General features: G+C 64.8%; 21 protein-coding genes. 13 read left to right on the forward strand and 8 right to left on the reverse strand.

The window, feature by feature from the left end; genetic code table 11:
- Positions 1-45: 45 nt before the first annotated feature.
- From OPV09_RS07190 to OPV09_RS07215, 6 genes are all read left to right on the forward strand, one after another.
- Positions 46-1,560, forward strand: a complete 1,515-nt coding sequence (locus OPV09_RS07190) for an ABC transporter ATP-binding protein (RefSeq protein WP_338680977.1) — start codon at positions 46-48, stop codon at positions 1,558-1,560.
- Positions 1,553-2,629: an ABC transporter permease gene (locus tag OPV09_RS07195; protein WP_070303296.1), complete on the forward strand. Its 1,077-nt coding sequence runs from the start codon at positions 1,553-1,555 to the stop codon at positions 2,627-2,629. The genes OPV09_RS07190 and OPV09_RS07195 overlap by 8 nt, the downstream gene beginning before the upstream one ends.
- On the forward strand, positions 2,622-3,551 hold the full coding sequence (locus OPV09_RS07200; protein ID WP_338680978.1) for an ABC transporter permease: 930 nt from the start codon (positions 2,622-2,624) through the stop codon (positions 3,549-3,551). The genes OPV09_RS07195 and OPV09_RS07200 overlap by 8 nt, the downstream gene beginning before the upstream one ends.
- Positions 3,552-3,572: 21 nt before the next feature.
- On the forward strand, positions 3,573-4,658 hold the full coding sequence (locus OPV09_RS07205) for a BMP family ABC transporter substrate-binding protein (RefSeq protein WP_070303294.1): 1,086 nt from the start codon (positions 3,573-3,575) through the stop codon (positions 4,656-4,658).
- Positions 4,659-4,775: 117 nt separating this feature from the next.
- Positions 4,776-5,612 carry an HDOD domain-containing protein gene (locus OPV09_RS07210; protein ID WP_034760008.1) on the forward strand — a complete coding sequence of 279 codons (837 nt, stop codon included), beginning with the start codon at positions 4,776-4,778 and terminating at the stop codon, positions 5,610-5,612.
- Between the two features lie 137 nt (positions 5,613-5,749).
- Positions 5,750-7,378 (forward strand): M28 family peptidase, encoded by a 1,629-nt coding sequence (locus OPV09_RS07215; protein WP_338680979.1) that lies wholly within the window; start codon positions 5,750-5,752, stop codon positions 7,376-7,378.
- A 22-nt stretch (positions 7,379-7,400) separates the two neighbouring features.
- Here the strand turns inward: OPV09_RS07215 and OPV09_RS07220 are convergent, their stop codons facing one another.
- The gene (locus tag OPV09_RS07220; protein WP_338680980.1) at positions 7,401-8,414 is read right to left on the reverse strand and encodes an NAD(P)-dependent alcohol dehydrogenase; all 1,014 of its coding nucleotides are present in this window, start codon (positions 8,412-8,414) and stop codon (positions 7,401-7,403) included.
- 174 nt (positions 8,415-8,588) lie between these two features.
- Here OPV09_RS07220 and OPV09_RS07225 point away from each other — a divergent pair, with 174 nt between their 5' ends.
- A complete protein-coding gene (locus tag OPV09_RS07225; protein WP_338680981.1) occupies positions 8,589-9,509 on the forward strand; it encodes a LysR substrate-binding domain-containing protein in 921 nt (306 codons plus the stop codon).
- 11 nt (positions 9,510-9,520) lie between these two features.
- Here OPV09_RS07225 and OPV09_RS07230 read toward each other — a convergent pair whose 3' ends face one another.
- Positions 9,521-10,735, reverse strand: coding sequence for an MFS transporter (locus OPV09_RS07230; RefSeq protein WP_338680982.1), 1,215 nt, complete (start codon positions 10,733-10,735; stop codon positions 9,521-9,523).
- Positions 10,736-10,885: 150 nt separating this feature from the next.
- Complete coding sequence (locus tag OPV09_RS07235) at positions 10,886-11,884, reverse strand: LLM class flavin-dependent oxidoreductase (RefSeq protein WP_058050642.1); 999 nt, start codon at positions 11,882-11,884, stop codon at positions 10,886-10,888.
- A gap of 260 nt (positions 11,885-12,144) precedes the next feature.
- On the opposite strand from OPV09_RS07235, the gene galT reads away from it, so the two are divergent.
- From galT to OPV09_RS07260, 5 genes are all read left to right on the forward strand, one after another.
- Positions 12,145-13,248: a galactose-1-phosphate uridylyltransferase gene (gene galT, locus OPV09_RS07240; protein ID WP_338680983.1), complete on the forward strand. Its 1,104-nt coding sequence runs from the start codon at positions 12,145-12,147 to the stop codon at positions 13,246-13,248.
- Entirely contained in the window at positions 13,245-14,351 is a 1,107-nt protein-coding gene (locus OPV09_RS07245) for a peptidase M24 (RefSeq protein ID WP_331777513.1), read from the forward strand. Before galT ends, OPV09_RS07245 begins: the two co-directional genes overlap by 4 nt.
- Entirely contained in the window at positions 14,348-15,415 is a 1,068-nt protein-coding gene (gene galK / locus OPV09_RS07250; protein ID WP_319992402.1) for a galactokinase, read from the forward strand. Before OPV09_RS07245 ends, galK begins: the two co-directional genes overlap by 4 nt.
- Before the next feature lie 177 nt (positions 15,416-15,592).
- Positions 15,593-17,332: a glycoside hydrolase family 2 protein gene (locus OPV09_RS07255; RefSeq protein WP_034760397.1), complete on the forward strand. Its 1,740-nt coding sequence runs from the start codon at positions 15,593-15,595 to the stop codon at positions 17,330-17,332.
- A gap of 55 nt (positions 17,333-17,387) precedes the next feature.
- Positions 17,388-21,224: an NAD(P)-binding protein gene (locus OPV09_RS07260; RefSeq protein WP_338680985.1), complete on the forward strand. Its 3,837-nt coding sequence runs from the start codon at positions 17,388-17,390 to the stop codon at positions 21,222-21,224.
- A 313-nt stretch (positions 21,225-21,537) separates the two neighbouring features.
- On the opposite strand, the gene OPV09_RS07265 is transcribed toward OPV09_RS07260, so the two are convergent.
- Positions 21,538-22,089: a hypothetical protein gene (locus OPV09_RS07265; protein WP_338680986.1), complete on the reverse strand. Its 552-nt coding sequence runs from the start codon at positions 22,087-22,089 to the stop codon at positions 21,538-21,540.
- A 262-nt stretch (positions 22,090-22,351) separates the two neighbouring features.
- Between OPV09_RS07265 and OPV09_RS07270 the strand changes: the two genes are divergently transcribed.
- Complete coding sequence (locus tag OPV09_RS07270; RefSeq protein ID WP_219329540.1) at positions 22,352-22,651, forward strand: hypothetical protein; 300 nt, start codon at positions 22,352-22,354, stop codon at positions 22,649-22,651.
- Here the strand turns inward: OPV09_RS07270 and OPV09_RS07275 are convergent, their stop codons facing one another.
- The 4 genes from OPV09_RS07275 to OPV09_RS07290 form a co-directional block, all read right to left on the reverse strand.
- Entirely contained in the window at positions 22,652-23,065 is a 414-nt protein-coding gene (locus OPV09_RS07275; protein ID WP_072454347.1) for a VanZ family protein, read from the reverse strand.
- Positions 23,066-23,608: 543 nt separating this feature from the next.
- Entirely contained in the window at positions 23,609-24,373 is a 765-nt protein-coding gene (locus tag OPV09_RS07280; protein WP_099379484.1) for an SDR family NAD(P)-dependent oxidoreductase, read from the reverse strand.
- An 84-nt stretch (positions 24,374-24,457) separates the two neighbouring features.
- Entirely contained in the window at positions 24,458-24,979 is a 522-nt protein-coding gene (locus tag OPV09_RS07285; protein WP_072454349.1) for a TPM domain-containing protein, read from the reverse strand.
- Complete coding sequence (locus tag OPV09_RS07290) at positions 24,979-25,809, reverse strand: TPM domain-containing protein (RefSeq protein WP_072454350.1); 831 nt, start codon at positions 25,807-25,809, stop codon at positions 24,979-24,981. The genes OPV09_RS07285 and OPV09_RS07290 overlap by 1 nt, the downstream gene beginning before the upstream one ends.

The raw sequence follows: 25,809 nt of genomic DNA on the forward strand, positions 1-25,809 counted from the left end.
CCGATCGACATCCCGCATACCACGCAGCGAGGCACGAAAAAAACAATGACGGCACGCCTGGAACTCCTCGATATCAGCAAGCGCTATCCGGCCGTGGTGGCCAATGACGGCATCCATTTGACCGTCGCGCCCGGACAGATCCATGCCGTGCTCGGCGAAAACGGTGCCGGCAAATCGACCCTGATGAAAATCATCTACGGCGCCGTGCAGCCCGATGGCGGCCGCATCCTGTGGAATGGCAGCGAAGTCGAGATCGCCAACCCGTCAGCCGCGCGGGCGCTGGGCATCGCCATGGTGTTCCAGCACTTTTCCCTGTTCGACACCTTGACCGTGACGGAAAACATCGCCCTCGGTTTGCCAGCCGGCACCAATATGGCGGAGCTGGCGCAGCGCATCGAAGACACGGCGCGCCAGTACGGCCTGGACCTGGAGCCGCAGCGCCATGTCCACACCTTGTCCGTCGGCGAATGCCAACGCGTGGAAATCGTGCGCGCCTTGCTGGCCAAGCCGCAACTGTTGATCCTCGACGAGCCGACGTCCGTATTGACGCCGGGCGCCGTGGAAAAACTGTTTACCACCTTGCGCCAGTTGGCGGCCGAAGGCTGCAGCATCCTCTACATCAGCCACAAGCTCGACGAGATCCGCGCCCTGTGCCATACCTGCACGGTGGTGCGCGCCGGCAAGAACGCGGGCGTGTGCGATCCGTCGCAGGAGTCGGCGGCCAGCCTGTCGCGCATGATGATCGGCGCCGAGCCGCCCGCCGTCACGCGCGTGGCGCGCACGCCCGGCGCGGCCATGCTGAGCGTCAAGGGCCTGGATCTGCCGAAGAGCCACCCGTTTGCCACACAGTTGACGGACATCAATTTCGACGTGCGCGCGGGCGAGATCGTCGGCATCGCGGGCGTGTCCGGCAATGGCCAGCAGGAATTGCTGGCGGCCCTGTCGGGCGAGGACATGCGCGCGGCCGCCGACAGTATCGTGCTGAATGGCACGCCAGCGGGACGCTTGCCGCCGGGACGCCGACGCGCCCTCGGTTTCGGCTTTGTGCCCGAGGAAAGGCTGGGACGCGGCGCCGTGCCCGATATGGGGCTGGCGGACAACGTTTTGTTGAGCCTGCAGACACCGGCCACCATCCGCCACGGCTTCGTGCGCCACAAGGTTATCGCGCAGCGGGCGGCCGCCATCATCGCCCGTTTCCAGGTCAAGGCAGGCGGGCCGCAAGCGCTGGCGCGCAGCCTGTCGGGCGGCAACTTGCAGAAATATATAGTCGGACGCGAAGTCATGCGCGAACCCACGGTGCTGGTCGTGGCGCAGCCGACCTGGGGCGTGGACGTGGGCGCGGCCGCGCAAATCCGCGCCGAATTGCTGGCGCTGCGCGACGCCGGTTGCGCGCTGCTGGTCGTATCGGAGGAGCTCGATGAATTGTTCGACATCAGCGACCGCTTGCTGGTGATGGCGAAGGGAAAAATCTCGCCGTCGCTCGACGTGGGTGACGCGAGCGTGGCCCAGGTGGGGCAATGGATGAGCGGGTTGTGGCCGCAGGAGGCAGCCCATGGCTAAGTTTGCCTTGCGCCTGGAAGCTCGGCCCGCGCCATCGCGGCTGATGTCGTGGCTGTCGCCGGTGCTGGCCGTCTTGCTCACCGTGCTGTGCGGCGCGTTGCTGTTTATTGCGCTGGGACACGATCCGCTGGCGGGACTGGCCGTCTTCTTTGTCGAACCCTTGCGCGACGCGCACGGCTGGTCCGAGCTGGGTCTCAAGGTGGCGCCTTTGCTCTTGATCGCCGTCGGCCTGGCCATCTGCTTTCGCGCCAACATCTACAACATCGGCGCCGAAGGGCAGTTGACCCTGGGCGCCATCTGCGGCGGCGCGGCAGCGCTGTACCTCGACGATGGCGTCGGCGGCGCGGCCATCATCGGCGTGTCCCTGGTGGCCGGCATGGCGGGCGGCATGGCGTGGGCGGGATTGGTGGCGTGGCTGCGCGACCGCTACAACGCCAGCGAAATCCTCGTCTCGCTGATGCTGGTCTACATCGCGCAATTGCTGCTCAGCTATCTTGTGTATGGCGTGCTGCGCGACCCGGAAGGTTTCAATTTTCCCCAGTCGAAACTGCTGTCGGACGGCTTGCTGCTGCCGATGGTGATCAGCGACACACGCTTGCACGTAGGTATCGTCTTCGCCTTGCTGGCCTCGCTGGGCGGCTGGCTGTATTTATCCCGCAGCATTGCCGGCTTCCGCCTGCGCGTGGGCGGCATGGCGCCGGCCGCCGCGCGCTATGCGGGATTTTCTTCGCGCAAGACCTTGTGGTCTTCCTTGCTGATTTGCGGCGCCCTGTCGGGCCTGGCGGGCGCCTGCGAAGTGCTGGGACCGATGGGGCAGTTGACGCCCACCGTCTCGCCCGGCTACGGCTTTGCCGCCATCATCGTCGCCTTCGTGGGCCGCTTGCATCCCGTGGGCGTGATTTTTTCCAGCTTCGTCATGGCCCTGTTTTATATCGGCGGCGAACTGGCGCAGTCGCGCCTTGGTCTGCCCAGCGCCATCACGGGCGTGTTCCAGGGCATCTTGCTGTTCGCCTTGCTCGCTTGCGACGTGCTGATCCAATACAAACTGCGCTGGAGAAAACATGGATAACCTGCTGCTGACCATCGCGCCGTTGATCGCCGCCAGCATCAATGCGGGCACGCCGCTGATGCTGGCCGCGCTCGGTTTATTGGTGAATGAAAAAGCGGGCGTGGTGAACCTGGGCGCGGAAGGCATGATGCTGGTCTCGGCCATCACGGGCTTTGCCGTGGCCGTCAACACGGGCAGCCCCACCCTGGGCTTCCTGGCAGGAGCGGGCGCCAGCATGGTGCTGTCCGGCTTCTTTGCCTGGCTGACCGTGTGGCTGGGCACGAACCAGTATGCGACGGGTCTGGCTTTGTCGCTGTTTGGCGCGGGCGCGTCCACGTATATCGGCTTGAAGTACGTGGGCAACAGCTTGCAGAACGGCCGCTTCGGCATCCCTGTATTGGAAGACATTCCCGTGCTGGGCCCGGCCCTGTTCCGCCAGCATCCAATGGTGTATCTGTCCTTGCTGCTGTGCCTGGCCATCGCCTGGTTTTTGTACCGCACGCGGGCAGGATTGGTGCTGCGCGCCGTGGGCGAGTCGCCCGCGTCCGCGCATGCGCTCGGCTATCCCGTGCGCCGCATCCGCCTGGCGGCCGTGCTGTTCGGCGGCGCCTGCTGCGGCCTGGCCGGCGCCTTCCTGTCGCTCGTCTACACGCCGCTGTGGGTCGAGGGCATGGTGGCGGGGCGGGGCTGGATCGCGCTGGCACTGACGACCTTTGCCACCTGGCGCCCGGCGCGCGTGGTGGGCGGCGCCTATTTGTTCGGCGGCATCACGATATTGACGTTCCACGCGCAGGCGCTGGGCGTACCGATTGCGTCGCAATTGCTGTCGATGCTGCCCTACGTGGCGGCCATCGTCGTGCTCGTGCTCATTTCCAGCAACGCCAATTACATCAAGCTCAACATGCCCGCTTCGCTGGGGAAAAATTTCAATCCCGGAAATTAATCACTGACCACAAGGAAAACCATGTCCAAGAAACTGTTGTGCGCCGCCGTTTGCGGTGCTGCGCTGATGTCCTCCATGCCCGCCATGGCCGCCGCGCCCGCTGCCGCTCCGCTGAATGTGGGCTTCGTGTATATCAGCCCCATTGGCGACGCGGGCTGGACCACCCAGCACGATCAGGCCCGCAAGGAAATGGAAAAGGCGCTGGGCGGCAAGATCACCACCAAGTACGTGGAAAACGTGCCGGAGAGCGCCGATGCGGAACGGGTGATCCGCGACCTGGCGCAGACGGGCAGCAAGCTGGTCATTACGACCTCGTTCGGCTACATGAATCCCACCTTGAAAGTGGCGAAACAATTTCCTAATGTGAAGTTCATTCATTTGACGGGCTACAAGACGGCCGTCAATGTGGCCAACACGAATGCCCGTTTCTACGAGGGCCGCTACCTGGCCGGCGTGTTGGCGGGAAAGATGAGCAAGACCCACGTCGCCGGTTATGTGGCGGCATTCCCCATCCCGGAAGTGTTGCAGGGAGTTAACGCTTTTACGCGCGGCATGCGCAGTGTCGACCCGAAGGCGGAAGTGAAAGTGGTGTGGGTCAATAGCTGGTTCGACCCGGGCAAGGAGCGCGACGCGGCCATCACCCTGATCGGCCAGGGCGCCGACGTGGTCACCCATCACACGGACTCGACCGCCGTGGTACAGGCGGCCGAAGAGAAAGGCAAGTATGCGATCGCCTACCACTCGGACATGAAAAAATACGGACCGAAAGCGCAACTGGCCGCCGTCACCCACCATTGGGGCGATTACTATACGAAGCAGGCGCAAGCCGTACTCGACGGTACGTGGAAGTCCAGCAGCACCTGGGGCGGCATCAAGGATGGCATGGTCAAGCTGGAAGGCATTAACGCCGCCGTGCCGACCGACGTGAAACAGTTTGTATTGGCGCGTGAGAAAGAGTTGGTAGCTGGCAAGCTCAATCCGTTCAGCGCGCCGATCAAGGATAACGATGGCAAGGTGCGCCTGGACAAAGGCGTGCTGGACGATGCGGCGCTGACGAAGATGGATTATTTTGTCGAAGGCGTGGCCGGGAAAGTTTCCGGAAAGTAATAGGTTTGAGTATAAACTTGCTGTAATATTGCCGGAAACGGGAGCCGGGCCGGGGAGCGCATTCCCGGCCCGTCCAACACAGCAGCGCCTGAACAGGCCCGTACCGGAGATTGACCCATGGACAGACTGGAAGTATTCAAGATTATCGCGTTGCAAGCGAGCAAGGGTGAGCTGACGTTCCCCGCCAACGTCAAGGCCACCTTGAAGCTGCAGGAAGCGCTGGACGACCCCGATTGCCATATCGAAGCGGCCGCCCGCATGGTCATGGCCGAGCCGCTGCTGTCGGCCCGGGTCGTGGCATTGGCCAATTCGGCCGCCTACAACCGTTCCGGCAATGAAATCGCCAATGTGCGCGCGGCCGTCTCGCGCCTGGGCTTTGCCACCCTGAAATCGATGGTGGCGTCCGTCATCGTGCGCCAGCTGGGCAGCCAGATCACGGACCCGCAATTGCGCGCCAAGGCGGCCCGGCTGTGGGAACACACGGCCCATGTGGCCGCGCTGAGCCAGGTGATCGCCCGTAAAGTCACGCACGTGGATGTGGAAACGGCCATGTTCGCCGCCATCGTGCACGAAGTGGGCGGCTTTTATCTGCTGTCGCGCGCCGAGGAATATCCGGGTTTGCTGGACGACAATACCGAAGACTGGATCGAATACGGCGAAAAGCTGATCGGCCGCGGCGTGCTGCGCCAGCTGCAAGTGCCGGACCTGGTCTTGCAAGCCGTGGAAGGCATGTGGCACGGCGGCAGCACGTTCCCGCCCCGTACCTTGGGCGCGACCCTGGTGCTGGCCAACGATCTGTCGCCCGTCGGCTCGCCTTTGCACCCGCCGGAAAGTGCCGCGCGGCGCCAGGCAGCGGCGAAGATCGACTTCGGCATCGGCGGCAGCACCCTGCACACCATCCTCGAGGAATCGGCGGAAGAGATCGAATCCCTGGCGGCGGCCCTGCTGGTCTGAGCGTTCTTCCTGAAACATCCCCGCCCTTGCCGCGGGGATTTTTTTCGTCCGCATTTTGATGCGCCTTTCCCCATGACATACAATCGCCGGCTCGGCTATCCGCCGGACCGCTTTCCTCCTCTTACCCAAAGGATCTTATGCAGAAGCTGTTTTCTTCCCTGACCTTGACCGCGCTGGCGTTTTCCGCCCACGCCGCGACCGGTTTGCCCGTGGTGCAGGAAGCGCCCTTGCGCGCCCACCTGGCCTTCCTGTCCAACGATTTACTGGAAGGCCGGGGCACGGGCCAGCGCGGCGCCGACCTGACGGTGGCGTACCTGGAAACCCAGGCGCAGATGGCCGGCTTGAAACCCGTGCGCGGCAACAGCTACCGCCAGAGCGTGCAGATCGCCGGCGTGAAGTCCTTGCCGCAAGATAGCAGCCTGCAGGCGGTGGCGGATGGCAAGGCCGTGCCGCTGGCCTTCGGTCCGGACTGGGTCTGGGCCACGGGCGACTCCGTTGCCGCGCACACGTTCGACGCGCCACTGGTATTTGTCGGCTACGGCATCACGGCGCCGGAAGAGGGCTGGAACGATTTCAAGGGTGTCGATGTCAAAAACAAGATCGTCGTCATGATGGTCAACGACCCGCAACCGACTGCTCTTGATCCGAACCGCTTTGCCGGCAAGGCGCTCACGTATTACGGCCGCTGGACCTACAAATTCGAGGAAGCCAGGCGCCAGGGCGCGGCTGGCGTCTTGCTGATCCACACGAAACCGTCGGCATCGTACGACTGGAGCGTGGTGCAGAATAGCTGGAGCGGCAGCGAGCGTTTTCAATTGGCGAACCGCACGGCCGGCACGCCGTTGCAGGGCTGGATCGCGGAAGACGCGGCGCGCCGCCTGTTTGCGGCCGGCGGCCAGGACCTGGACGCCTTGCGCGCGCAGGCGGAAAGCAAGGACTTCAAGGCCGTCGCCTTGAATGCCAAGCTGTCGGGCGAAATGAAGTCCATCGTGCGCAAGGTGGAGCAATTCAACATCGCCGGCATGGTGCCGGGTACGGATCCGGCATTGAAGGATGAAGCCGTCATCTACAGCGGCCACTGGGATCACCTGGGCAAGCAGGGTAAGGATGACGAAAAAGCGGGAGATACGATCTACAACGGCGCCGTCGACAATGCCTCGGGCACGGCCGGCTTGCTGGCCATGGCGCAGGAAGCTGTGAAAAAACCTGCGAAGCGCACGCAGATTTTCCTGTGGGTAGCGGCCGAGGAGCAGGGCTTGCTGGGCAGCGCCGCGTATGCGGCCGACCCGCTATGGCCCTTGAACAAGACGGCGGCCGCGCTGAATCTGGACAGCCTGAACTTTGTTGGCGCCACGCACGACATCGGTGCGCAAGGCAGCGAGCGCACGGAGCTGGGGGCCATGGCCGCCACGGTGGCGAAATCCATGGGCATGCACATCGCGCAAGCGCGTCCCGACCTGGCCGGCGGCTATTTCCGCAGCGACCATTTCAGCTTTGCCAAGGCGGGTGTGCCCGCGTTTTCCATCAATGGCGGACGCGAGTACATCAAGGACGTGGCCGCATCGAAAGCCAAGGCGGCCGCCTATGGCCCCCGCTACCATCAAGTCACCGATGAGTACGACGCCAGCTGGGATCTGTCGGGCATGACGCAGCAGGCGCAATTTACCTTGAACCTGGGGCAAGCCGTGGCCAACGCGGTGAAGATGCCGGCCTGGAAGGCGGGCGATGCGTTCGGCAAGGCGCGCGAACAGGCCAGCGCCAAATAAGCGAAGTAAGCCAGGTCGCCGCTTAGTTGGCGACCTGGATGACGACCTTGCCAAAGGCACCGCGCGACAGGTGTTCATAGGCTTGTACGGCTTCTTCGAACGCATACACATGCTCGATCACGGGCTTGATGTTGTGCTTGTCCAGGAACGGATTCATGCGGTCGAACGAAGTGCGCGGCGCCACGGCGATGCCGCGTATCGTCGCCTGGCGGAAGATCAGTGGCATCAGTTTCAACGCCGTGGTCTGTCCCGTCAGGAAACCCACCTGTGCGATCACGCCGGCCGCCTTGGTGGCGGCAACGGACTGGTTCAGGCCATCGCCGCCGGCCACGTCGATGGTGATGTCGACGCCTTTGCCATCCGTCAACTCCAGCACCTTCTGTTCCCACTGCGGATACGTCCGGTAGTTGATGCCGTCTGTCACGCCCAGCGCCTTGATCCTGGCCAGGTTGGCATCGCTGCTGGACGTGGCGATCACGCGCGCGCCATGCGCCAGGGCGATCTGCGCGGCAAAGATCGATACGCCGCCCGTGCCTTGCACCAGCACTGTCTGGCCCGGTTGCAAGTTGCCCACATCCATCAGCGCATACCAGGCCGTGAGGGCGGCGATGGGCAGGGTGGCGGCCTCGGCGTCGCTCATCATGTCCGGTGCCCGGACGGCGCTGTCTTCATGGATGATCATGAATTCGGCCAGACCACCTGGCAAGGGCGAACCGAAGCAATAGTCGGGCTCGTTGGGGCCTGGCGGGCCGTCGATCCAGCGCGAATACAGGTGAGAATTGACGCGCTCGCCCACCTTGAAACGGCTCACGCCGGCGCCCACGGCCACCACCACGCCGGCGGCGTCGGACACGGGAATCAGGGGCTTGGGCACCATGTGCGGCTCGTAGATGCCGTCGACAATGGCCTTGTCGCGGAAGTTGAGCGAGACGGCGCCCACTTTTACCAGCAGCTCGCCCGCCTGCGGCACGGGCGTCGGCACCTCTGCCATCTGCAAATTGTTCAAGCCGAAATCCTGTAACAGCCATGCTTTCATGTTCTTCTCCAGCGAACCATGCCGGGCAAGTGCCAGGCCGTGCAACGATGAAGACAGTGTAATTGCATCCTTTGGCGATAGTTAGGGGGTAAAAGGATGGGCACTGCATCCTTTAATTCCAGAATTGGCTATACTGGGCACGATTGCATTGAACACTTTTGAAATGGCGATGACATGGAAGATCGTTTTGCAGGCATCCGCGAGTTTGTCGCGGCCGTCGACGGCGGCAGTTTTACGGCGGCCGCGCAGGTGCTGGGTGTGACCGGCTCGGCGGTCGGCAAGAGTATTTCGCGGCTGGAAGCGCGCCTGGGCGTGCAGTTGCTGCATCGCACGACGCGCCGCATCGACCTGACGACGGAAGGGGAAGCATACCTGGGCAGTTGCCGGCGCGTGCTGGAAGAGCTGGAACAGTCCGAAGCCTACCTTGCCACCGGCCACCAGCAGCCTGTCGGACGCCTGCGCATCGACTTGCCGACCACCTTTGGCCGGCGCCACATCCTACCAGCCCTGCTGGCGCTGGGCGAGCGCCATCCCCGGCTGGACCTGTCCATTTCCTTGCGCGACAGGGCGGTGGACATGGTGGGCGAAGGCATCGATATCGCCGTGCGCATCGGTACCTTGGGCGATCATGCGGACCTGGTGGCCCGCCGCCTGGGCGAGCAGCATCTGGTGATCTGCGCCTCGCCCGCCTACCTGCAGCGGCGCGGCACGCCCTTGACGCGCGCCGATCTGGCCAGCCATGCTTGCCTGGCCGGCTGGCGCCGCGGCAACCGGCCGGCATGGCTGTTAAGAAATGAACTGGGAGAAACCGCGCTGCAGGAAATCCATGCCCGGCATGAACTGGCCGATGGCGATGCCTTGCTGCAGGCTTGCGTGAGCGGCAGCGGCCTGGCGCAGCTGCCGACCTGGCTGGCAGGCGAGGCCTTGCGTAGCGGCGCCTTGCTGCCCGTCTTGCCCGACATTGCCGGTGCCGCCATGCCCATCCACGTGCTGTGGCAGAAAACCTGGCATATGCCCCCCAAGGTCAGGGTCACGGTCGATGAATTGCTGCGCCTGGCTGCGGCCGACAGCGCCGTCTTCGCGGCCGCCGCTTAGTTCACGCCAGGTCAGGCCAGCCGCTCCAGCCGCCGCTGCGTATGCCGGTACTTGCTCCACACGATCAGCATCAGCAGCGGCATGGCGCCGCCTACCATGCACAGGGCGGGCCAGCCGCCGGCGGCAAAGCTGGCGCTGGCCAGGGCCGAGCCTGCCGATGCGCCGATGAAGCCGCCCGCGATGAACACGGTGGTCACCCTTGCGCGCGCATGCGGCGCCAGTTTATAGATGATGGACTGGTGCGTGACTTGCAGGCCCATCACACCCATGTCCAGCAGCACGATACCGATCAGTAATAGCACGAGCGAGTGGGCGCCAAAGCCGATCAGGGCCCAGCCTGCGATCGAGGCGACGGCCAGCAGCCACGTGGCCTGGCGCGCGTAGCCGCAGTCGGCCATGCGGCCCGCCGTGTTGGCGGCAAAGGCGCCCGTGGCGCCCGCCAGGCCGAACAGGCCGATCTGCATTTCCGAATAGTGGTACGGTGCGCCGCTGAGCAAAAAGGTCAGGCCCGTCCAGAACACGCTGAAGGTACCCAGGCCCAGGCCCGAGAACAGGGCGCGCTGGCGCAGCAACGGTTCCTGGCGGATGATGTCGGCCAGGGAAGCCAGTAATTTTCCGTATTGCAGCTTGCCGCGTGGCGCCTCGTTTGGCAGGATGCGGCGCAGCATGACGAGCAGGGCCGCGACGACGATGGCGGCCAGCACGTAGACGGTGCGCCAGCCGCCGCTGATCTGCGACACCGTGCCGGAGACGGTGCGCGCCAGCAAGATACCCAGCAACAAGCCCGTCATGACGGTGCCCACCATGCGTCCCCGGCTGTGATCGGGCGCGTACGAGGCCACCATGGCCGTCACTACCATCAAGGCGCTGGACGTGATCCCCATCAAGACGCTGGCGATGGCAAAGACGATGATGTTCTGGCTGGTGGCGGCCAGCAGCAGGGCGGCTATCTTGGCGATCAGCATCCACGTCAGCAACTGGCGGCGGTTCAGCACGTCACTGAGGGGGACCAGGAAGACGATGCCCAGCACATAGCCGATTTGCGTGGCCGTGACCAGATAACCGGCTTGCGGCACGCTGACGCCAAACGAGGCGGCCAGCATGGACGTGAGCGGCTGCACATAGTAGAGGCTGGCGACGAGCACGCCGGCGGACAGGGCGAACAGCAGGATGCGGGTCGACGTCAGCAGGGCGCTGGCATCGACGGTAGAGGGTGCGGATTTCATGCGGTTACAACTTTCTTCGAGTGATGCTTTTGGATAAGCATGATAGCGGGGCTGCGCATTTCTTGCCGGGCAGGCAAAAAAATCCCGGCGATCGTTGCCGACGGCCGGGGAAAGGGTATATGGGGATATATACCGAGGGAGAGTTAAAACTTACTGCGCGCTTGCCAGCTCCGCATGCACCTGCGCCGTGATTTCATACGAGCGCAGCCGGTGCTGGTGCTCGAAGATCTGCGAAGTGATCATCAGCTCGTCGGCGCCCGTTTCGGCGATGAAGGTGGCCATTTTCGCCTTCACGGTGTCCGGCGCGCCGATGGCCGTGCAGGACAGGACGGAGTCGAGCATGGCGCGTTCCTGCGGGCCCAATTGCTCGAGGTAGCCGGGCACGGGCGGCTGCAGACGCGACGGGCGGCCCGTGCGCAGGTTGACGAAGGCCTGCTGCATCGACGTGGCGCGCAAGTGCGCCTCGGCATCCGTATCGGCGGCAAACACGTTAAAGCCCAGCATCACGTACGGTTTCGCCAATTGCTTGGACGGCTTGAAATGCTCGCGGTAATAGGCCACGGCTTGCATCATCATCTGCGGCGCGAAGTGCGAGGCGAATGCATACGGCAAGCCCAGGTGGGCGGCCAGTTGGGCGCCGAACAGGCTCGAGCCCAGTATCCACACGGGCACTTTCGCGCCCTTGCCGGGTACGGCCAGCACGCGCTGGCGTGGCTCGTCGGACATATAGTCGATCAATTCCAGCACGTCCTGCGGGAATTGTTCCGCGTCGGACTGCAAGTCGCGGCGCAGCGCGCGCGCCGTCGTCTGGTCGGAGCCGGGCGCGCGGCCCAGGCCCAGGTCGATGCGTCCCGGATGCAGCGCTTCCAGGGTACCGAACTGTTCCGCGATGACGAGCGGCGAGTGGTTCGGCAGCATCACGCCGCCGGCACCCACACGGATGGTTGTCGTGCCGGCCGCCACATGGGCGATGACGACGGCCGTGGCGGCGCTGGCGATGCCGGGCATGCCGTGGTGTTCGGCCAGCCAGTAGCGGTTGTAGCCCCAGCGTTCGCCGTGCTGCGCCAGGTCGAGCGTGTTCTTGAACGACTGGCTGGCGTCGCTGCCTTCGGCGATGGGGGCCAGGTCGAGTATGGAAAATGGAATCATGGTAGCGATATCGGGACGTGGTGGAAAATCACAATGGACGATTTGTCTATCCCCTGACGACAATAGGGTCGGCCTTGAAAGCGGCAGGGATGACAGGCTGTGCACATGATAATGCGAATCGGGAATTTGCGTACTGATCGGTAAAAAACTCGTGCCGGTCGGGATCGGTGCTGCTTGAACTGGCGGAGTTGCCGCAAACTCTGGAACTTTCCTTGCCAGCCCCAGTCTTAAGAATTCGTGCCTTAAGATTGTGAAACATCATGTATTGCGAGCAACTCGTCAAGCCCGACGGGCGCCAGCTGACCCTTTACAGTAGGCGTCCCATCGTCGTCGCTGGCGTTGCACCGAGCCCTTTCCCCTTGCCGCAGGAAGCCAATCCGCACTTGCGCTGGCATCCTTTGCGCGGCGAGTGGGTCGCGTACGCGGCCTATCGCCAGGGCCGCACCTTCCTCCCTCCGCCAGAGTACAACCCGCTGGCGCCCACGCGCGATCCCGCCCATCCGACGGAATTGCCGGCCGGCGACTACGATATCGCCGTCTTCGACAACCGCTTTCCCACCCTGGCGCTGGACGCCCATGACCCGCCCGACCTGACGGTGGCCACGGCGCCGGCCGCCGGCCAGTGCGAAGTGGTGGTGTTCGCCCAGGATGCCGGCGCCTCGCTGGGCACCTTGCCCGTCAGTCACATCGTCTTGCTGCTGCAAGCGTGGACCGCGCGCACGCAAGAACTCGCCAAGCGGCCCGGCATCGCTTATGTGCTGCCGTTCGAAAACCGTGGCGCGGAAGTGGGCGTGACGCTGCACCATCCGCATGGCCAGATCTACGCCTATCCCTTTGTTCCTCCGGTGCCGGCGCGCATGCTGGAGCAGGAGCACGCGTATTTCGCCGAGCATGGCCAGGCCTTGCTGGTGGATATGGCGCGGCGCGAAGCCGATGGCGGCACGCGATTGCTGTACCTGGGGCCGGAGGCCGTCGCTTTTGTTCCCGCCTGTGCCCGCTACCCGTATGAAGCGTGGCTGATGCCGCGGCGGCAGACGGACAGCTTTGCGGCCCTGTCGGCGGCGCAGCGCGAGGATCTGGCGCGCGCCCTGAAAACCGTCCTGCTGAAATACGACGGCCTGTGGCAACGCGAAATGCCTTACCTGATGGCCTGGTACCAGGCGCCGACAGACGGCCGCGCGCATCCGGAAACGCAGCTGCACGCACAGTTTTATCCGCCGTACCGCACGCGCGAACGGCTCAAATACCTGGCCGGCACGGAGCTGGCCGCCGGCATGTACGCCATGGATGCTTTGCCCGAGGAGTCGGCGCGGCAGCTGCAGCAAGTGTGCGTGACATGGGAAATGTCAGAGGAAATCGCATGAACTGGAATGTGGAATTGGAAATTGCACATAAGCTGGCGCAGATGCGCGGCTGGCTGGAACAGGAAAGGGCTGGCGCGGTGCGCTTGCGCGGCGTGGACTGGTTCGCCTGGGCCACGGCGGGGGCGTCGGGCAGCGCCGGCCACTCAGCCGAGTGTGGCTGTGCCGAGGTGCTCGTCACGCGCGATGCGGCCTACATCCTGACGGATGCGGCCGAGGCGCAGCGGCTGCGTCAGGAAGAAGTGCGCGGCAGCTGGACCTGGCAAGTGACGCCGTGGATGCAGCCGCGGCTGGCCGAATTGCGCGAGCATTTCGTGCAGCATGCGGCGGAAGGGCGGCCCGTGCTGTGCGACCGGCCCGGCCTGCAAGAACGCTGTCTGCCCGTTGCCCTGCGCGAGGAGCGCCTGCCCCTGCTGGCGCCGGAACAGGCGCGCTACCGCGAAGTGGGGCGCCTGGCCGCCGCGGCCGCCAGCGAAGCGCTGCGCGCCGCGCGTCCCGACTGGAGCGAGCAGGACCTGGCCGGCGCCTGCGCCCGTGCCCTGTGGTCGCGCGGCCTGCACGCCGTGTACGTGCTGGCGGCGGGTGCCGAGCGCTTCGAGCGCTACCGGCGCGCGCCACCGGCCGCGTCGCCGCTGGGCGAGCGGGCCGTGCTGGCGCTGTGCGCGCAAGCTTACGGCCTGTGCGCCAGCCTGAGCCGCCAGCGCCGCTTCCGTCCCGCGCGCGACGGCATCGGTGAAGCGGACGCGGCCATCCTGGCGCTGGAAGCGGTGGCGCTCGACGCCTGCGTGGCGGGGCATGCGCTGAGCATGGTATATCACGCGCTCGACAGCGCCTATGCGTATGCGGGCCAGCCCGATACGGTGCAGGAATTCCGGCAGGGCGGCATCGCCGGCTACCGCGCGCCCGAGGTGACCGCAGGCGCGCACACGGAAATCACCCTGAAGGACGGCATGGCCCTGGCTTTCCATCCCAGTTTGCCCGGCAGCATGGTGGAAGACACTTTCCTGCTCAGCGGCGGGCGCCTGCACAACCTGACTTGCGACCCGGACTGGCCAGTCACCTCGGTGGAGGGACGGCTGCGTCCGCTGACCCTGGAGTTGCCATGATCACCCCCGACGCGTATTTCGGCGCCGTCCCCGTGGTGGCGGCCTCGGCGCCCGGGAGGGTCAACCTGCTGGGCGAGCATACGGACTACAACGATGGCTACATGCTGCCGTGCGCCACGCCGCAACGCACGCGCGTGATGCTGGCGCTTGCCGCCGACGGCCACCATCAGTTCTATTCGGCGACCCTTGACGAACTCGTGCGTTTCGAGCGCCAGTGCGCCGCGCCGCCCGGTTTCGGCCGCTACCTGGAAGGCTGCATCCGTCTGCTCGAGGAGCGCGGCGTGGCCGTACCGGCCGTGCGCGGCCATATCGATTCGGACGTGCCGCCGGGCGCCGGCCTGTCGAGCAGCGCGGCGCTGGAAATCGCCATGCTGCGCGCGCTGCGCCAGCTGCTGGGGCTGCAGATTGACGACGTGTCGCTGGCGCTGATGGGGCAGCAGGCGGAAATCCGCTACGCGCAAGTCAATTGCGGCGTGATGGACCAGATGGCGTCCAGCCTGGCCGACGAGCGCCATATGCTGCTGCTTGATGCGCGCACCCTGCGCCATGAACTGCTGGCGCTGCCGCACGACAGCGAGGTGCTGGTCATCGACAGCGGCGTGCCGCGCACCCTGGCAGGCAGCGCGTACAACGTGCGGCGCGCCGAGTGCGAACAGGCGGCGCGCCTGCTGGGCGTGGCGGCGTTGCGCGACGTGCGCGAGCCGTCCGTGGTGGAAGGCTTGCCTGAGCCGTATCGCCGCCGCGCGCGCCACGTGGTCAGCGAAAACCTGCGCGTGCTGCAAGCGTGCGGCCAGCATGGTCCCGTGCTGTTCGGCCAGTTGATGACGCTGTCGCACGCCAGCCTGCGCGACGACTACGAGGTGTCGCTGCCGGTGCTCGATACCTTGGTGGCGCTGCTGTCGGCGCAGTCCGCCGTGTATGGCGCGCGCCTGACGGGGGCCGGTTTTGGCGGCGCCTGCGTGGCCCTGTGCCGCAAGCAGTGCGCGGCCAGTACGGGGCGCACGGTGGTACAGCGCTTTAACGCCGAAGGACACAGCGCACGCATGGTGGTTCCCCTGAATTGAGCGTGGCTTGATCTTGCTCATGCGTGACAAAGCAAGCCTCTTTCTTTGGAACTTGCTCAGTGCCGCATGCCTCCAACAGGCATGCTCAATGACCATCTCTCCCCACCCGATACGAATGATGCCCAGGCCGGGACAGCCCTGCCTGGCGAGGGCGGCTTCGCGTATCCCCGCCCGCAGATGGTGCGTGAAAACTGGCAATCGTTGAACGGCGCCTGGCGTTTCACCTTCGACAATGAGCGGCGCTACCGGCTGCCCGATGGCGGCATCGACTGGACGCACGACATCATCGTGCCGTTTCCGCCGGAATCGCAGGCCAGCGGCGTGGGCGACCGTGGTTTTCACCGCGTTTGCTGGTATCAGCGCGAATTTTTGCTGCAGCCGGGCGGCCCGTGCGTGCTGCTGCATTTCGGCGCCGTCGACTACCATGCCAAGGTATGGCTGAACGGGCACGTGGTGGCCGACCACGAGGGTGGCCATACGCCGTTTGTCGCCAACATCAGCCATGCGCTGCTGTCCGACGGGCCGCAAGTGCTGACGGTGCGCGTCGAGGACGATCCGCACGACCTGGCCAAGCCGCGCGGCAAGCAGGACTGGCAGCTGCTACCCCATTCCATCTGGTATCCGCGCACCACGGGCATCTGGCAAAGCGTCTGGATCGAGCGCGTGGCGGCCACCTATATCGGCAAGCTGCGCTGGACGCCCGTGTTCGAGGGCTACGAGATCGGCTGTGACGTCTTCGCCACGGGCGACTTGCAGGATGACCTCACGGTGGCCGTGCGCATCTGGCATGGCGACAACCTGCTGGCCGACGACCAATACAAGCTGATCGAAAACGAAGCGAGCCGCAAGATCGCTTTGTCCGATCCCGGCATCGACGATTCGCGCAACGAACTGCTGTGGAGTCCGGAACGGCCCATCCTGCTCGATGCCGAAGTGACCTTGTGGCATGGTGACGAGCTGCTCGATACGGTCAAGTCGTACACGGCGCTGCGCTCGGTGGCCATCAACCGCGACCGCTTCATGCTCAATGGCCGGCCGTATCCGCTGCGCCTCGTGCTCGACCAGGGCTACTGGCCCGACACCCTGCTGGCCGCGCCTTCCGACGACGCCCTGCGGCGCGACGTGGAGCTGGCCAAGGCCCTGGGTTTCAACGGCGTGCGCAAGCACCAGAAGATCGAGGACCCGCGCTACCTGTACTGGGCCGATCGCCTGGGCTTGCTGGTGTGGGAAGAAATGCCATCGACGTACCGCTTCTCCAGCAAGGCCATCACGCGCATGGTGCGCGAATGGACGGACGTGATCGAGCGCGACTACAGCCATCCGTGCATCCTCGTCTGGGTGCCGTTCAATGAATCGTGGGGCGTGCCCAACCTGACGGCCATCCAGGCCCACCGCAACGCCGTCGAGGCGCTGTATCACCTGACGCGCACGCTCGACCCCACGCGGCCCGTGATCGGCAACGATGGCTGGGAGGCGTCGGCCACGGACATCCTCGGCATCCACGATTACGACTGCGATCCGGAACGGCTGCAGGCGCGCTATGCGATCAGCGATTCGGCCCGCACCACCTTGTTCGACCAGCGCCGCCCGGGCGGACGCATCCTCACGCTCGACGGCTTCCCGCACCGGGGCCAGCCTATCGTCCTCACGGAATTTGGCGGCATCGCCTTTGACAGGGAACAGAGCGAATCGACGGAAACCTGGGGCTATGCGCGCGTGGGCAACGAGGCGGCCTTCCTTGATATCTACCGGCGCCTGATGAACGTCGTCAACACGGCGCAGATGTTCAGCGGTTTTTGCTACACGCAGTTTGCCGACACGTTCCAGGAAACCAATGGTCTGCTGACGGCGGACCGAACGCCGAAGGCCGCGCTGGAGCTGCTCAGCGCGGCCACCCGCAATATCCGGCTCAATTGAACGCAAGCCGGGCCCGGCACGTTTCATCTGGTTCATCACATCAAGAGGAGCAGGCATGGCCGATACCGATGGCGCGGCAGCGCCGTTCCTGACTTACTGGCAGGCGGGCTACGAGGGCGCCGACCACGTCACCCATGGCGGCCAGGCGCTGGACATGAACCGCGTCACGGGCCACCTGGACAGGGTGCGCGAAGACTATTTGCTGCTGCGCCAGTTCGGCATCCGCAGCGTGCGCGAAAGCATAGGCTGGCGCCTGGCCGAGCGCGATGGCCAGTTCGATTTTTCCGGCATCGAGGAGCGCGCCGCCGTGGCGCAGGAGCTGGGACTGCAAATCAACTGGACCTTCTGCCACTACGGCTGGCCGTCCGAACTCGACCTGTTCTCGCCCGACTTCGTGCCGCGCTTTGCCCGCTATTGCCGGGCGGCGGCGCAGTTCCTCGCGCCATATGCGGGTCGCGCGCCCGTGTATTCGCCCATCAATGAAATCTCATTTACCAGTTGGGGCTTGTCGGTGCACATGTTCCAGTGCCTGAATATGTACCGGCCCGATGCTGGCCACGAAGGCAAGCGGCAGCTGGTGCGCGCTACCGTGGCCGGTTGCGACGCCATCCGCGCCGTCAGCCCGCAGGCGCGCTTCCTGCAATGCGATCCCCTGATCCACGTGACCGCGCCGCCCGGACGCACGGACTGGATTGCACAGGCGGCCGCCTGGCGTGCCTCGCAGTTCGAGGCGTGGGACATGCTGTACGGCCGGCAAGCGCCGGAACTGGGCGGCGCACCGCGCTATCTGGACTTGATCGGCCTGAACTATTACCACAGCAACCAGTGGGAAAGCGGCAGCAATTTGCGCCTGTGGTGGCACCTGGGCGAACCGCGCCGCATGCCCTTGCACCAGCTGCTACTGGAAGTGCAGGCCCGCTACCAGCGGCCGCTGCTGCTGGCCGAAACGAGCCACGTGGGCAGCGGGCGCGGTGCGTGGATACGCGACGTGGCCGCCGAGGCGGCGCTGGCCGTCCAGCATGGCGCCGCGCTGCGCGGCATCTGCATCTATCCCATCATCGACCGGCCCGACTGGGATGATGCCAGCCACTGGCACCACAGCGGCCTGTGGGATGTCGGCCTGGAAGGCGAGGGGGGGGAGCGGCTGCGGCGCATCCTCGTGCCCCCTTACGCGGCGGCACTACGGCAGGCACAGCGCCTGACCGGACAACTTTGTTCAACGTTTGCCCTGGCGGGGCAGAAAGGAACTGGCATGCGAACCATCATCGTTTTTTCCCATTTGCGCTGGAATTTCGTGTATCAGCGTCCGCAGCAGCTGCTGTCGCGGCTGGCGCAGTTCTACCGCGTGGTCTTCGTCGAGGAACCTGTCTGGCACGATGGGCTCGGCACCTTGGAACTGTCCACGCCGGCACCGAACGTGACCGTGTGCCAGCCCCGCACGGCCGTGCAGGCGCCCGGCTTTCACGACGACCAGCTGGCCGTGCTGCAGCCCCTGCTGAGCCAGATCACGCCTGCCGACGATCCCATCGTGTGGTTCTATACGCCGATGGCGCTGCCGCTGCTGCCGGCCCTGCACGCGGATCTGGTCGTGTATGACTGCATGGATGAACTGGCCGCATTCAAGAATGCGCCTCGGCAACTGCTGCAGCGCGAAACGGCCTTGCTGGCGCGCGCCGACCTCGTGTTCGCGGGCGGCCCCAGCCTGTTCGAGGCGAAGCGCACGCGCCACGCCAACGTCCATTGCTTCGCCAGCAGCGTCGATACCGTGCACTTCGAACAGGCGCTGGACCGTCACAATGGCCATCCCGCGCAAGCGGAGATCGGGAGGCCCAGGCTTGGCTATTACGGCGTGATCGACGAGCGTTTCGAGCCGGCCCTGGTGGCGGCGCTGGCCGACGCCCATCCCGAGTGGCAAATCGTGCTGGTCGGCCCCATCCTCAAGATCGACCCGGCCAGCCTGCCGCAGCGGCAGAATATCCATTACCTGGGCCAGCAGGCTTACCAGGCGCTGCCGCATTTCCTGGCCGGCTGGGACGTGTGCCTGCTGCCCTTCGCCAGAAATGAAGCGACCCGCTTCATCAGTCCGACCAAGGTGCTCGAATACATGGCGGCGCAGCTGCCCATCGTCAGCACGTCGATCACCGATGTGGCCGTGCCGTATGGCGACATCGTGGCCATTGCCGATACGCCGGAAGCCTTTGTTGCCGCCTGCGAGGCGGCGCTGGCCGCGACGCCGGAACAGCGCGCGGCGATGGCCGCCAGCATGCGCGCCATCGCCGAGGCTACCTCCTGGGATGCCACGGTGGAGCAGATGCGCACCTTGCTCGACACGACGCCGCCGGGGCAGGGCGCACGCCAGCAGGTGCCCGCCGCCAGCACGGCGCAGGCCGCCACACCGGGCGCCGGCGCCGATGTCAATCTGCTGCATCCCCCCGGTGCGCCGCAAGCCGTGGCCTGCGCCATCATCGGCGCCGGCCCGACGGGACTGAGCGCCGCCTATCACCTGGGCGCCGATACCTTGCTGCTGGATAAAAATGCCGCCGTGGGCGGCTGGTGCCGCTCCATCCAGGACCGGGGTTTTACCTTCGATCACGCGGGCCACATCATGTTTTCCAACGATGACTATGTGCTCGACATGTACCGCACCTTGTTGGGCGCCAACTTGCACTGGCAAAACCGCGAAGCCTGGGTCTACAGCAAGCAGGTCTACACGCGCTATCCATTCCAGGGAGCGTTGTACGGCTTGTCGCCGGCCGTCATCAAGGAATGCATCGTCGGCGCCATCGAGGCGCGCTACGGCAAGGTTCCGGCCGCCTCGGGCCAGGCACCGGCAGCGGCCTGCGCCGTGGAAGACTGCTGCGCCGACGGCGGCACGGGGCTGGAGCAGGTGCACGATGCCGTGGCGGCACCACCCCAAGCCCAAGCCCAGAGCGCGCCCAATTTCGAGCAATTCATCCATCAGGTATGGGGCAGTGGCATCGCCCGCCATTTCGCCATTCCCTACAACAAGAAATTGTGGACCGTGCCCCTGGCCGAGATGGAAACGTCGTGGCTGGGCGGGCGGGTGCCCTTGCCGAACCTGGAAGAAATCATCGAGGGTGCGCTGGAACCGGTGGCCAGGCCGATGGGCCCGAATGCGCGCTTCGGCTATCCCTTGCGCGGCGGCTTCCAGGCCTTGATGTCGGGTTTCCTGCCGCACCTGCAAGGCAAGCTGGAACTCAATGCCGATGTGGTGCAGGTCTTGCCGCGCCAGCATGTGGTCGTGCTGGGCGACGGCCGCCGCTTCCGTTACCAGCATTTGCTGAGCACCATGCCCTTGCCGCAGCTGGTGCGGCTGATCGGCGAGCAGGCGCCGCCGCAGGTACAGGCGGCGGCGCGCGCCTTGCGACATATTTCCGTACGCTGCGTCAACTTGGGCGTGGCACGCGAAAACATCAGCGAGAAACACTGGATTTACTATCCGGAAGAGACGATATTCCACCGTATCTTCCTGCAAGGGAATGCCAGCCCCCACTGCAATGCGCCGGGCGGTTTCGGCCTCACGTGCGAGATCAGTTATTCGCCCTGGAAACCGCTGCCGCTCGATGGACAGGCCCTGATTGACCGCTGCGTGGCCGATTGCATCGCGGTGGGCTTGCTGCGCGACGACGACCGCCTGCTGGCCGCCAACCAGGTGGACATGCCCTACGCCTATGTGGTGTACGACCACGCGCGGGCCGCCAACGTGGCGCTGGTGAAAGCATGGCTGTCCACGCAGGACATCGTGCTGGCCGGACGCTACAGTGAGTGGGAATACTACAATTCCGACCACGCCTTCCTGGCCGGGAAAAAAGCGGCGGAACTGATCACAGGGCTGGCGGCAAGCCAGCGCAAGATAGGCATGGTGGAGTAGGCGCTTGCGCCGGGAGCACGGGAACGGCGCTCCCGGCGCGAGGTAGACACGATGAGCACGACGGACATGAGGGAGACGATGAGGAGGAGGGACTAGCAATAGGCACAACAGTCACCAGGGGCAACCGGCAAGAGACAAGAGGCAAGAGGCAAGAGGCAAAGCAGATGGAATCCTGCCTTGCCTCTTGTCGGTTGCCTGGGCATTGGCGGCGCGGCTGGCCACTGGCGTTCAGTCCCCCGAACGCCAGTGGCCAGGTGTATCAGTGCATGCCGCGCTGATCCCTGTGCTGATCCCCCATAACGTCAATAGCGCGTCAATAGCGCTGCAGCAAGCCGTTGACCACCTTGACCCTATCGCCGATCTGGTAGCCGGGCTGGGAGTTTTGCATGATGGCCCGCGTACTGCCGTCGTCCAGGCGCAGGGTGACCCGGTATTGCATGTTGCCCGAGGTGGTGCCCGCCGTGCCGGAACTGCCCGATTGCATGTCGCTGCTCCCCTGATCCATGCCGCGCGGCACCGGCTCGATCGATTGCACCGTGGCGGAGGCGATGCTCACACCCGATTGGCTGCCGTCCATGTTCATGGCGTTGTTGGCCGTGGAGGTGCGCGCGTCGGCGCTGCCGGTGCCTGCGGTGCCACTGTTGCCCGTGCTGGTGTCGCTCATGGTGCTGCCGGTCCCGGTCCCGGTCCCGGTGCTGGTGCCGGCGCTGTTGCCAACCGATGTGCTGCCCGTCCCGGCCGTATTGCTGTAGCTTTCACCGCTGCGGCCGTTCGTGCTGCTCATGCTGGTGCGATTCGGATCCGAACTGCAGGCGGCCAGCGTACACAGCAGGCCAGCCAGCGCCATGGTTTTTTTTACTCTCATCTTGTTCTCCTCTTGGTCTGACAAAGTGTTAACCCTGTTTCCAGGGTGTGGCGGAGGTCAGCGTCAATGGCGCATGCCAGGCATGGCCGCAACTGCTGCTAGTAAGAGCGCAGGAGGACTGAGATGTTCGGTACTTGTTATTTCACATTGAGGTACATCAAGTGCTTCAATTGTCGAGCTTGGTATAAAAGACATTCTTGCGCAGGGCGGGCACGGCGTTCGCGCATTCCCTTGTTCCCCGTTGCTTATTTCAGGAGAATAAATGTCTGCCGATTTCCATAGCGTCAAGCTGATCAATGAGTTGGTGATTGCCGTGTACGGCGCCCCGGGCGCAGCGAACGGTGCGCGCGCCCGCTATGCGCTGACCCAGGCCCTGCATGCCTTGACGAGGCTGTCACGGTCGGAACAGTTGATGGAGATGCAGCGCGATGCGGCGCGTGCGGCGGGAGCAGCCAGCCGGCGCGAGATGCGCACGGTGCTGCGCCGCATCGCCGGCAGGGCGGCAGCGGGCCAGGGCCAGTTGCCGCTGGCGCTCGGTGCCGGCGATGACACCGCGCCGTGATCAGCCCTGCTGTTTCTTCAGCGCGGCGGCGGCCATGCCGGGCCAGCAAAAGTAGAGCGGCAGCACCACGGCCACGGCGGCCGTGATATCGACCACCCAGTCGCTGACGGCGCCACGGCGGTAAGGCAGGAAACTCTGGATGAATTCGTCCAGCGCGCCCATGGCCGCCACCATCAGCACCGACAGCAGCGCCCGGCGCGCCATGCCGCCTGCCGTGCCGCTGAACAGGATCAGTGCCAGCACGCCATAGCCGACGGAATGCAGCACGCCGCCCGACGCATATTGGCCCACGTCCGCGCGCACGCCGGGGATGTCGCCGATCAGGATCACCAGGGCATACAGCAGCAGCGCGGTGCGGTAGCGCAAGCGTTCATAGCGGTCGGAAAAACAGAGTTCGGGCAAGGGTGCGGGCATGATGCGTGAGGACGGTTGGAAAGGCAGTCACAATATCATGTGCATGGCGGGCCACCGTGTTTTTGCGCAAGAGCTTGCCGTGCGGGCAAAAAAAAGGCCCGCGGGGGCGCGGGCCTAAAACCCAAATGAAATGGGTCAAGAGTTGAGAGTTGCTCACCATGTCGCGCGCCTTGCCGGCGCTCGCCATGGTCATGAAAAGGGAGTGGTGTGCCATCGCGGCACACCTGTCTGTAGTCAGGCATATCGGTTGCCTGTACAGCAGATGAAGCAAGTATAGGGGGCGAAAATGACGGCCTGATGACACGCCGCAACATTTTTTTGCGGCAGGCAGAATGACCGGGAAGATTGTGCGTCATGGCAAGAATGGCCATGTTTCAGCACTGATAGCGAAAAAAAAAGCCCGCTGGTGAAAGCGGGCTTAAAACTATTTTCTTGGAGGAGAATAGTGGAGACAGGTGCATTATGCTGCGTCGCACGATATGTGTCTAATGGTCTTTTCAGATAACCATTATCGTTTTTTGATATAACTGCCTCGTCTTGCCCTCATTCTTTCACGGCTACCGTGTAGTTGAGCGCCATGCGCCCGCCATCGACATAGATGGTCTGGCCCGTCATGTAGGTGGCGTCGTCGCTGGCCAGGAAGGCTGCGATGCCCGCCACTTCTTCCGGTTCGCCGCAGCGGCCCAGCGGCGTGCGCGACAATATCGTGTGGCGCGCCTCCGGGCTCGACAGCACCGCCTGCTTGGCCAGTTCCGTTAGGATGGTGCCTGGCCCGATGCCGTTCACGCGCACGCCGTGCGGGGCCAGGTTCAGGGCCATGACCTTGGTCAGCTGGTTGATGGCGCCTTTCGACACCACGTATGGCACCTGGTTCGGGATCGCCAGTTCCGCATTCACGCTGGACATATTGATGATGCAGCCGCTGTTGCGCTTGACCATCTCGCGCGCCACGGCCTGGCCGCACAGGAACATCGATTTCAGGTTGATGCGCATGACCCGGTCGAAATCGTCTTCGCACACGTCGAGGAAATCGGCCGCGTGCGTGACGCCCGCATTGTTGACGAGGATATCGATGTGGCCGAACTGGGCCAGCGTTTCCTTCAGCATGGCATCGACGTCCGCCTTCTGGCTGACGTCGGCGCAAAAGAAGCGCGCCTGCGGGCCGAGGGCCGCGGCCGCCTGCGCGCCTTCTTCCTTGATGTCGACCAGCATCACTTGCGCCCCTTCGGCGATCAGGCGGGTGGCGCAAGCCAGGCCGATGCCTTGCGTGGCGCCCGTGACGATGGCGGTTTTATTGATCAGTTTCATGTGTGCTCCTCGGCGAATAATAGGGGCGCTGCCCAGGCCACGGGCTTGCGCGGCAATGGGCAGATTTTAATCCCTGGGCAGGAATCAGAGGAGAATGGGTTCGTTCGGCAATTGGTTGCCGCGCGTACCGTCAGCGGGGAAGTGGCTTTGCAGCAAAGTATTCAACTGCTGCAAGGCATCGAGCGTGCTGTCGTGGTAATTGCCATCCTTGAAACCCTTGGTCATCGTGCGGCATACGGCTTGCCACTGTTCCGGCGTGATGCGGCGGCCCACGTTGCGGTCGGCAACGATATCGACCTGGTGCTCGGCCAGGTTGATGTAGATGAGCACGCCAACGTTGTCTTCCGTATCCCACACACCATACTGGGCGAACAGTTCGCGCGCCCGCTCGCGGTTGCTCACGCCCTGATAGGCCATGCCTGGCGTCAGGGCCGCTTCGACGATCAGGCGCACTTCGGCCCGGTGCATCGTTTCACCGTCGGCGATGGCCGTCTCGATGGCTTTCAGGGTGCGTTCCGGAAACGCCTGGCGCGCCGTCGCGGGCGTGCCCCGCAAATGTTTCAAGGCGCGTCCACAGCGTTGGCCGAATGTCAGTTGTTTCGCCATTACCAATCTCCCGAGGCGCCGCCGCCGTCAAATCCGCCGCCGCCGCCGCCGAAACCACCGCCGCCACCGCCAAAACCACCTCCGCCGCCGAAGCCGCCACCACCGCTCCGGTTGTTCAGCGCCTGGCTGAGGATGCTGCCCAGCACGACGCCGGTGGCGCCGCTGGACCAGTTGCTGCCGCGCTGCAGGCGGTTAGGCCCGCCGCGCGAACGGAACAGGGTCAGCATGACGAGAAAGCCGAAGAACAGCAGCGGCAGCCAGAAGGTCATGCCGCCCGCGTCCACCGTGGCCGGCGCCTTCTGCTGGGCCGGGGCGGGGAATTGCTCCTGGTTCAGCAGAGTGGCAATCGACCCCACGCCGGCGACCAGGCCGCCGTAATAGTCGTTTTGCTTGAAATGCGGGGCGATCACGTCTTGCAGGATGCGTTTCGATTGCGCATCCGTCAGCACGCCCTGCACGCCGCGGCCCGCCTCGATGCGCAGGCGGCGCAGCGACGATGGATTGTCCTTCGCCACCATCAGCAGCACGCCGTCATCGACGCCCTTGCGGCCCAGCTTCCAGGCATCCGTCACGCGGATGCTGTACTGCTCGATGGCTTCCGGTTCCGTGCTCTTGACCAGCAGCACGGCGATCTGGCTGCCCGTCTTGGCTTCGTAATCGGCCAGCACGCCTTCCAGCGCCGCTTTCTGCTTGGCGTCGAGCATGCCGGCGTTGTCCGTCACGCGCGCCGCCAGCGGCGGCACGGGCACAAGACCCTGCGCGCTGGCGGACAGGCTGGTGCACAGCAGCAGCGCCGTCGCCAGCGCCGCCAGATAAGACCAGGCTTTCAT

Origin of the sequence: Janthinobacterium sp. TB1-E2 (assembly GCF_036885605.1) — a bacterium.
Lineage (GTDB): Bacteria > Pseudomonadota > Gammaproteobacteria > Burkholderiales > Burkholderiaceae_D > Janthinobacterium > Janthinobacterium aestuarii.

What these genes read in the sequence shown, in the direction of transcription:
- OPV09_RS07190 (WP_338680977.1), top strand. Translation starts at nt 46, where the DNA reads ATGACGGCACGCCTGGAACTCCTCGATATCAGCAAGCGCTATCCGGCC.
- OPV09_RS07195 (WP_070303296.1), top strand. Translation starts at nt 1,553, where the DNA reads ATGGCTAAGTTTGCCTTGCGCCTGGAAGCTCGGCCCGCGCCATCGCGG.
- OPV09_RS07200 (WP_338680978.1), top strand. Translation starts at nt 2,622, where the DNA reads ATGGATAACCTGCTGCTGACCATCGCGCCGTTGATCGCCGCCAGCATC.
- OPV09_RS07205 (WP_070303294.1), top strand. Translation starts at nt 3,573, where the DNA reads ATGTCCAAGAAACTGTTGTGCGCCGCCGTTTGCGGTGCTGCGCTGATG.
- OPV09_RS07210 (WP_034760008.1), top strand. Translation starts at nt 4,776, where the DNA reads ATGGACAGACTGGAAGTATTCAAGATTATCGCGTTGCAAGCGAGCAAG.
- OPV09_RS07215 (WP_338680979.1), top strand. Translation starts at nt 5,750, where the DNA reads ATGCAGAAGCTGTTTTCTTCCCTGACCTTGACCGCGCTGGCGTTTTCC.
- OPV09_RS07220 (WP_338680980.1), bottom strand. Translation starts at nt 8,414, where the DNA reads ATGAAAGCATGGCTGTTACAGGATTTCGGCTTGAACAATTTGCAGATG.
- OPV09_RS07225 (WP_338680981.1), top strand. Translation starts at nt 8,589, where the DNA reads ATGGAAGATCGTTTTGCAGGCATCCGCGAGTTTGTCGCGGCCGTCGAC.
- OPV09_RS07230 (WP_338680982.1), bottom strand. Translation starts at nt 10,735, where the DNA reads ATGAAATCCGCACCCTCTACCGTCGATGCCAGCGCCCTGCTGACGTCG.
- OPV09_RS07235 (WP_058050642.1), bottom strand. Translation starts at nt 11,884, where the DNA reads ATGATTCCATTTTCCATACTCGACCTGGCCCCCATCGCCGAAGGCAGC.
- galT (WP_338680983.1), top strand. Translation starts at nt 12,145, where the DNA reads ATGTATTGCGAGCAACTCGTCAAGCCCGACGGGCGCCAGCTGACCCTT.
- OPV09_RS07245 (WP_331777513.1), top strand. Translation starts at nt 13,245, where the DNA reads ATGAACTGGAATGTGGAATTGGAAATTGCACATAAGCTGGCGCAGATG.
- galK (WP_319992402.1), top strand. Translation starts at nt 14,348, where the DNA reads ATGATCACCCCCGACGCGTATTTCGGCGCCGTCCCCGTGGTGGCGGCC.
- OPV09_RS07255 (WP_034760397.1), top strand. Translation starts at nt 15,593, where the DNA reads ATGGTGCGTGAAAACTGGCAATCGTTGAACGGCGCCTGGCGTTTCACC.
- OPV09_RS07260 (WP_338680985.1), top strand. Translation starts at nt 17,388, where the DNA reads ATGGCCGATACCGATGGCGCGGCAGCGCCGTTCCTGACTTACTGGCAG.
- OPV09_RS07265 (WP_338680986.1), bottom strand. Translation starts at nt 22,089, where the DNA reads ATGAGAGTAAAAAAAACCATGGCGCTGGCTGGCCTGCTGTGTACGCTG.
- OPV09_RS07270 (WP_219329540.1), top strand. Translation starts at nt 22,352, where the DNA reads ATGTCTGCCGATTTCCATAGCGTCAAGCTGATCAATGAGTTGGTGATT.
- OPV09_RS07275 (WP_072454347.1), bottom strand. Translation starts at nt 23,065, where the DNA reads ATGCCCGCACCCTTGCCCGAACTCTGTTTTTCCGACCGCTATGAACGC.
- OPV09_RS07280 (WP_099379484.1), bottom strand. Translation starts at nt 24,373, where the DNA reads ATGAAACTGATCAATAAAACCGCCATCGTCACGGGCGCCACGCAAGGC.
- OPV09_RS07285 (WP_072454349.1), bottom strand. Translation starts at nt 24,979, where the DNA reads ATGGCGAAACAACTGACATTCGGCCAACGCTGTGGACGCGCCTTGAAA.
- OPV09_RS07290 (WP_072454350.1), bottom strand. Translation starts at nt 25,809, where the DNA reads ATGAAAGCCTGGTCTTATCTGGCGGCGCTGGCGACGGCGCTGCTGCTG.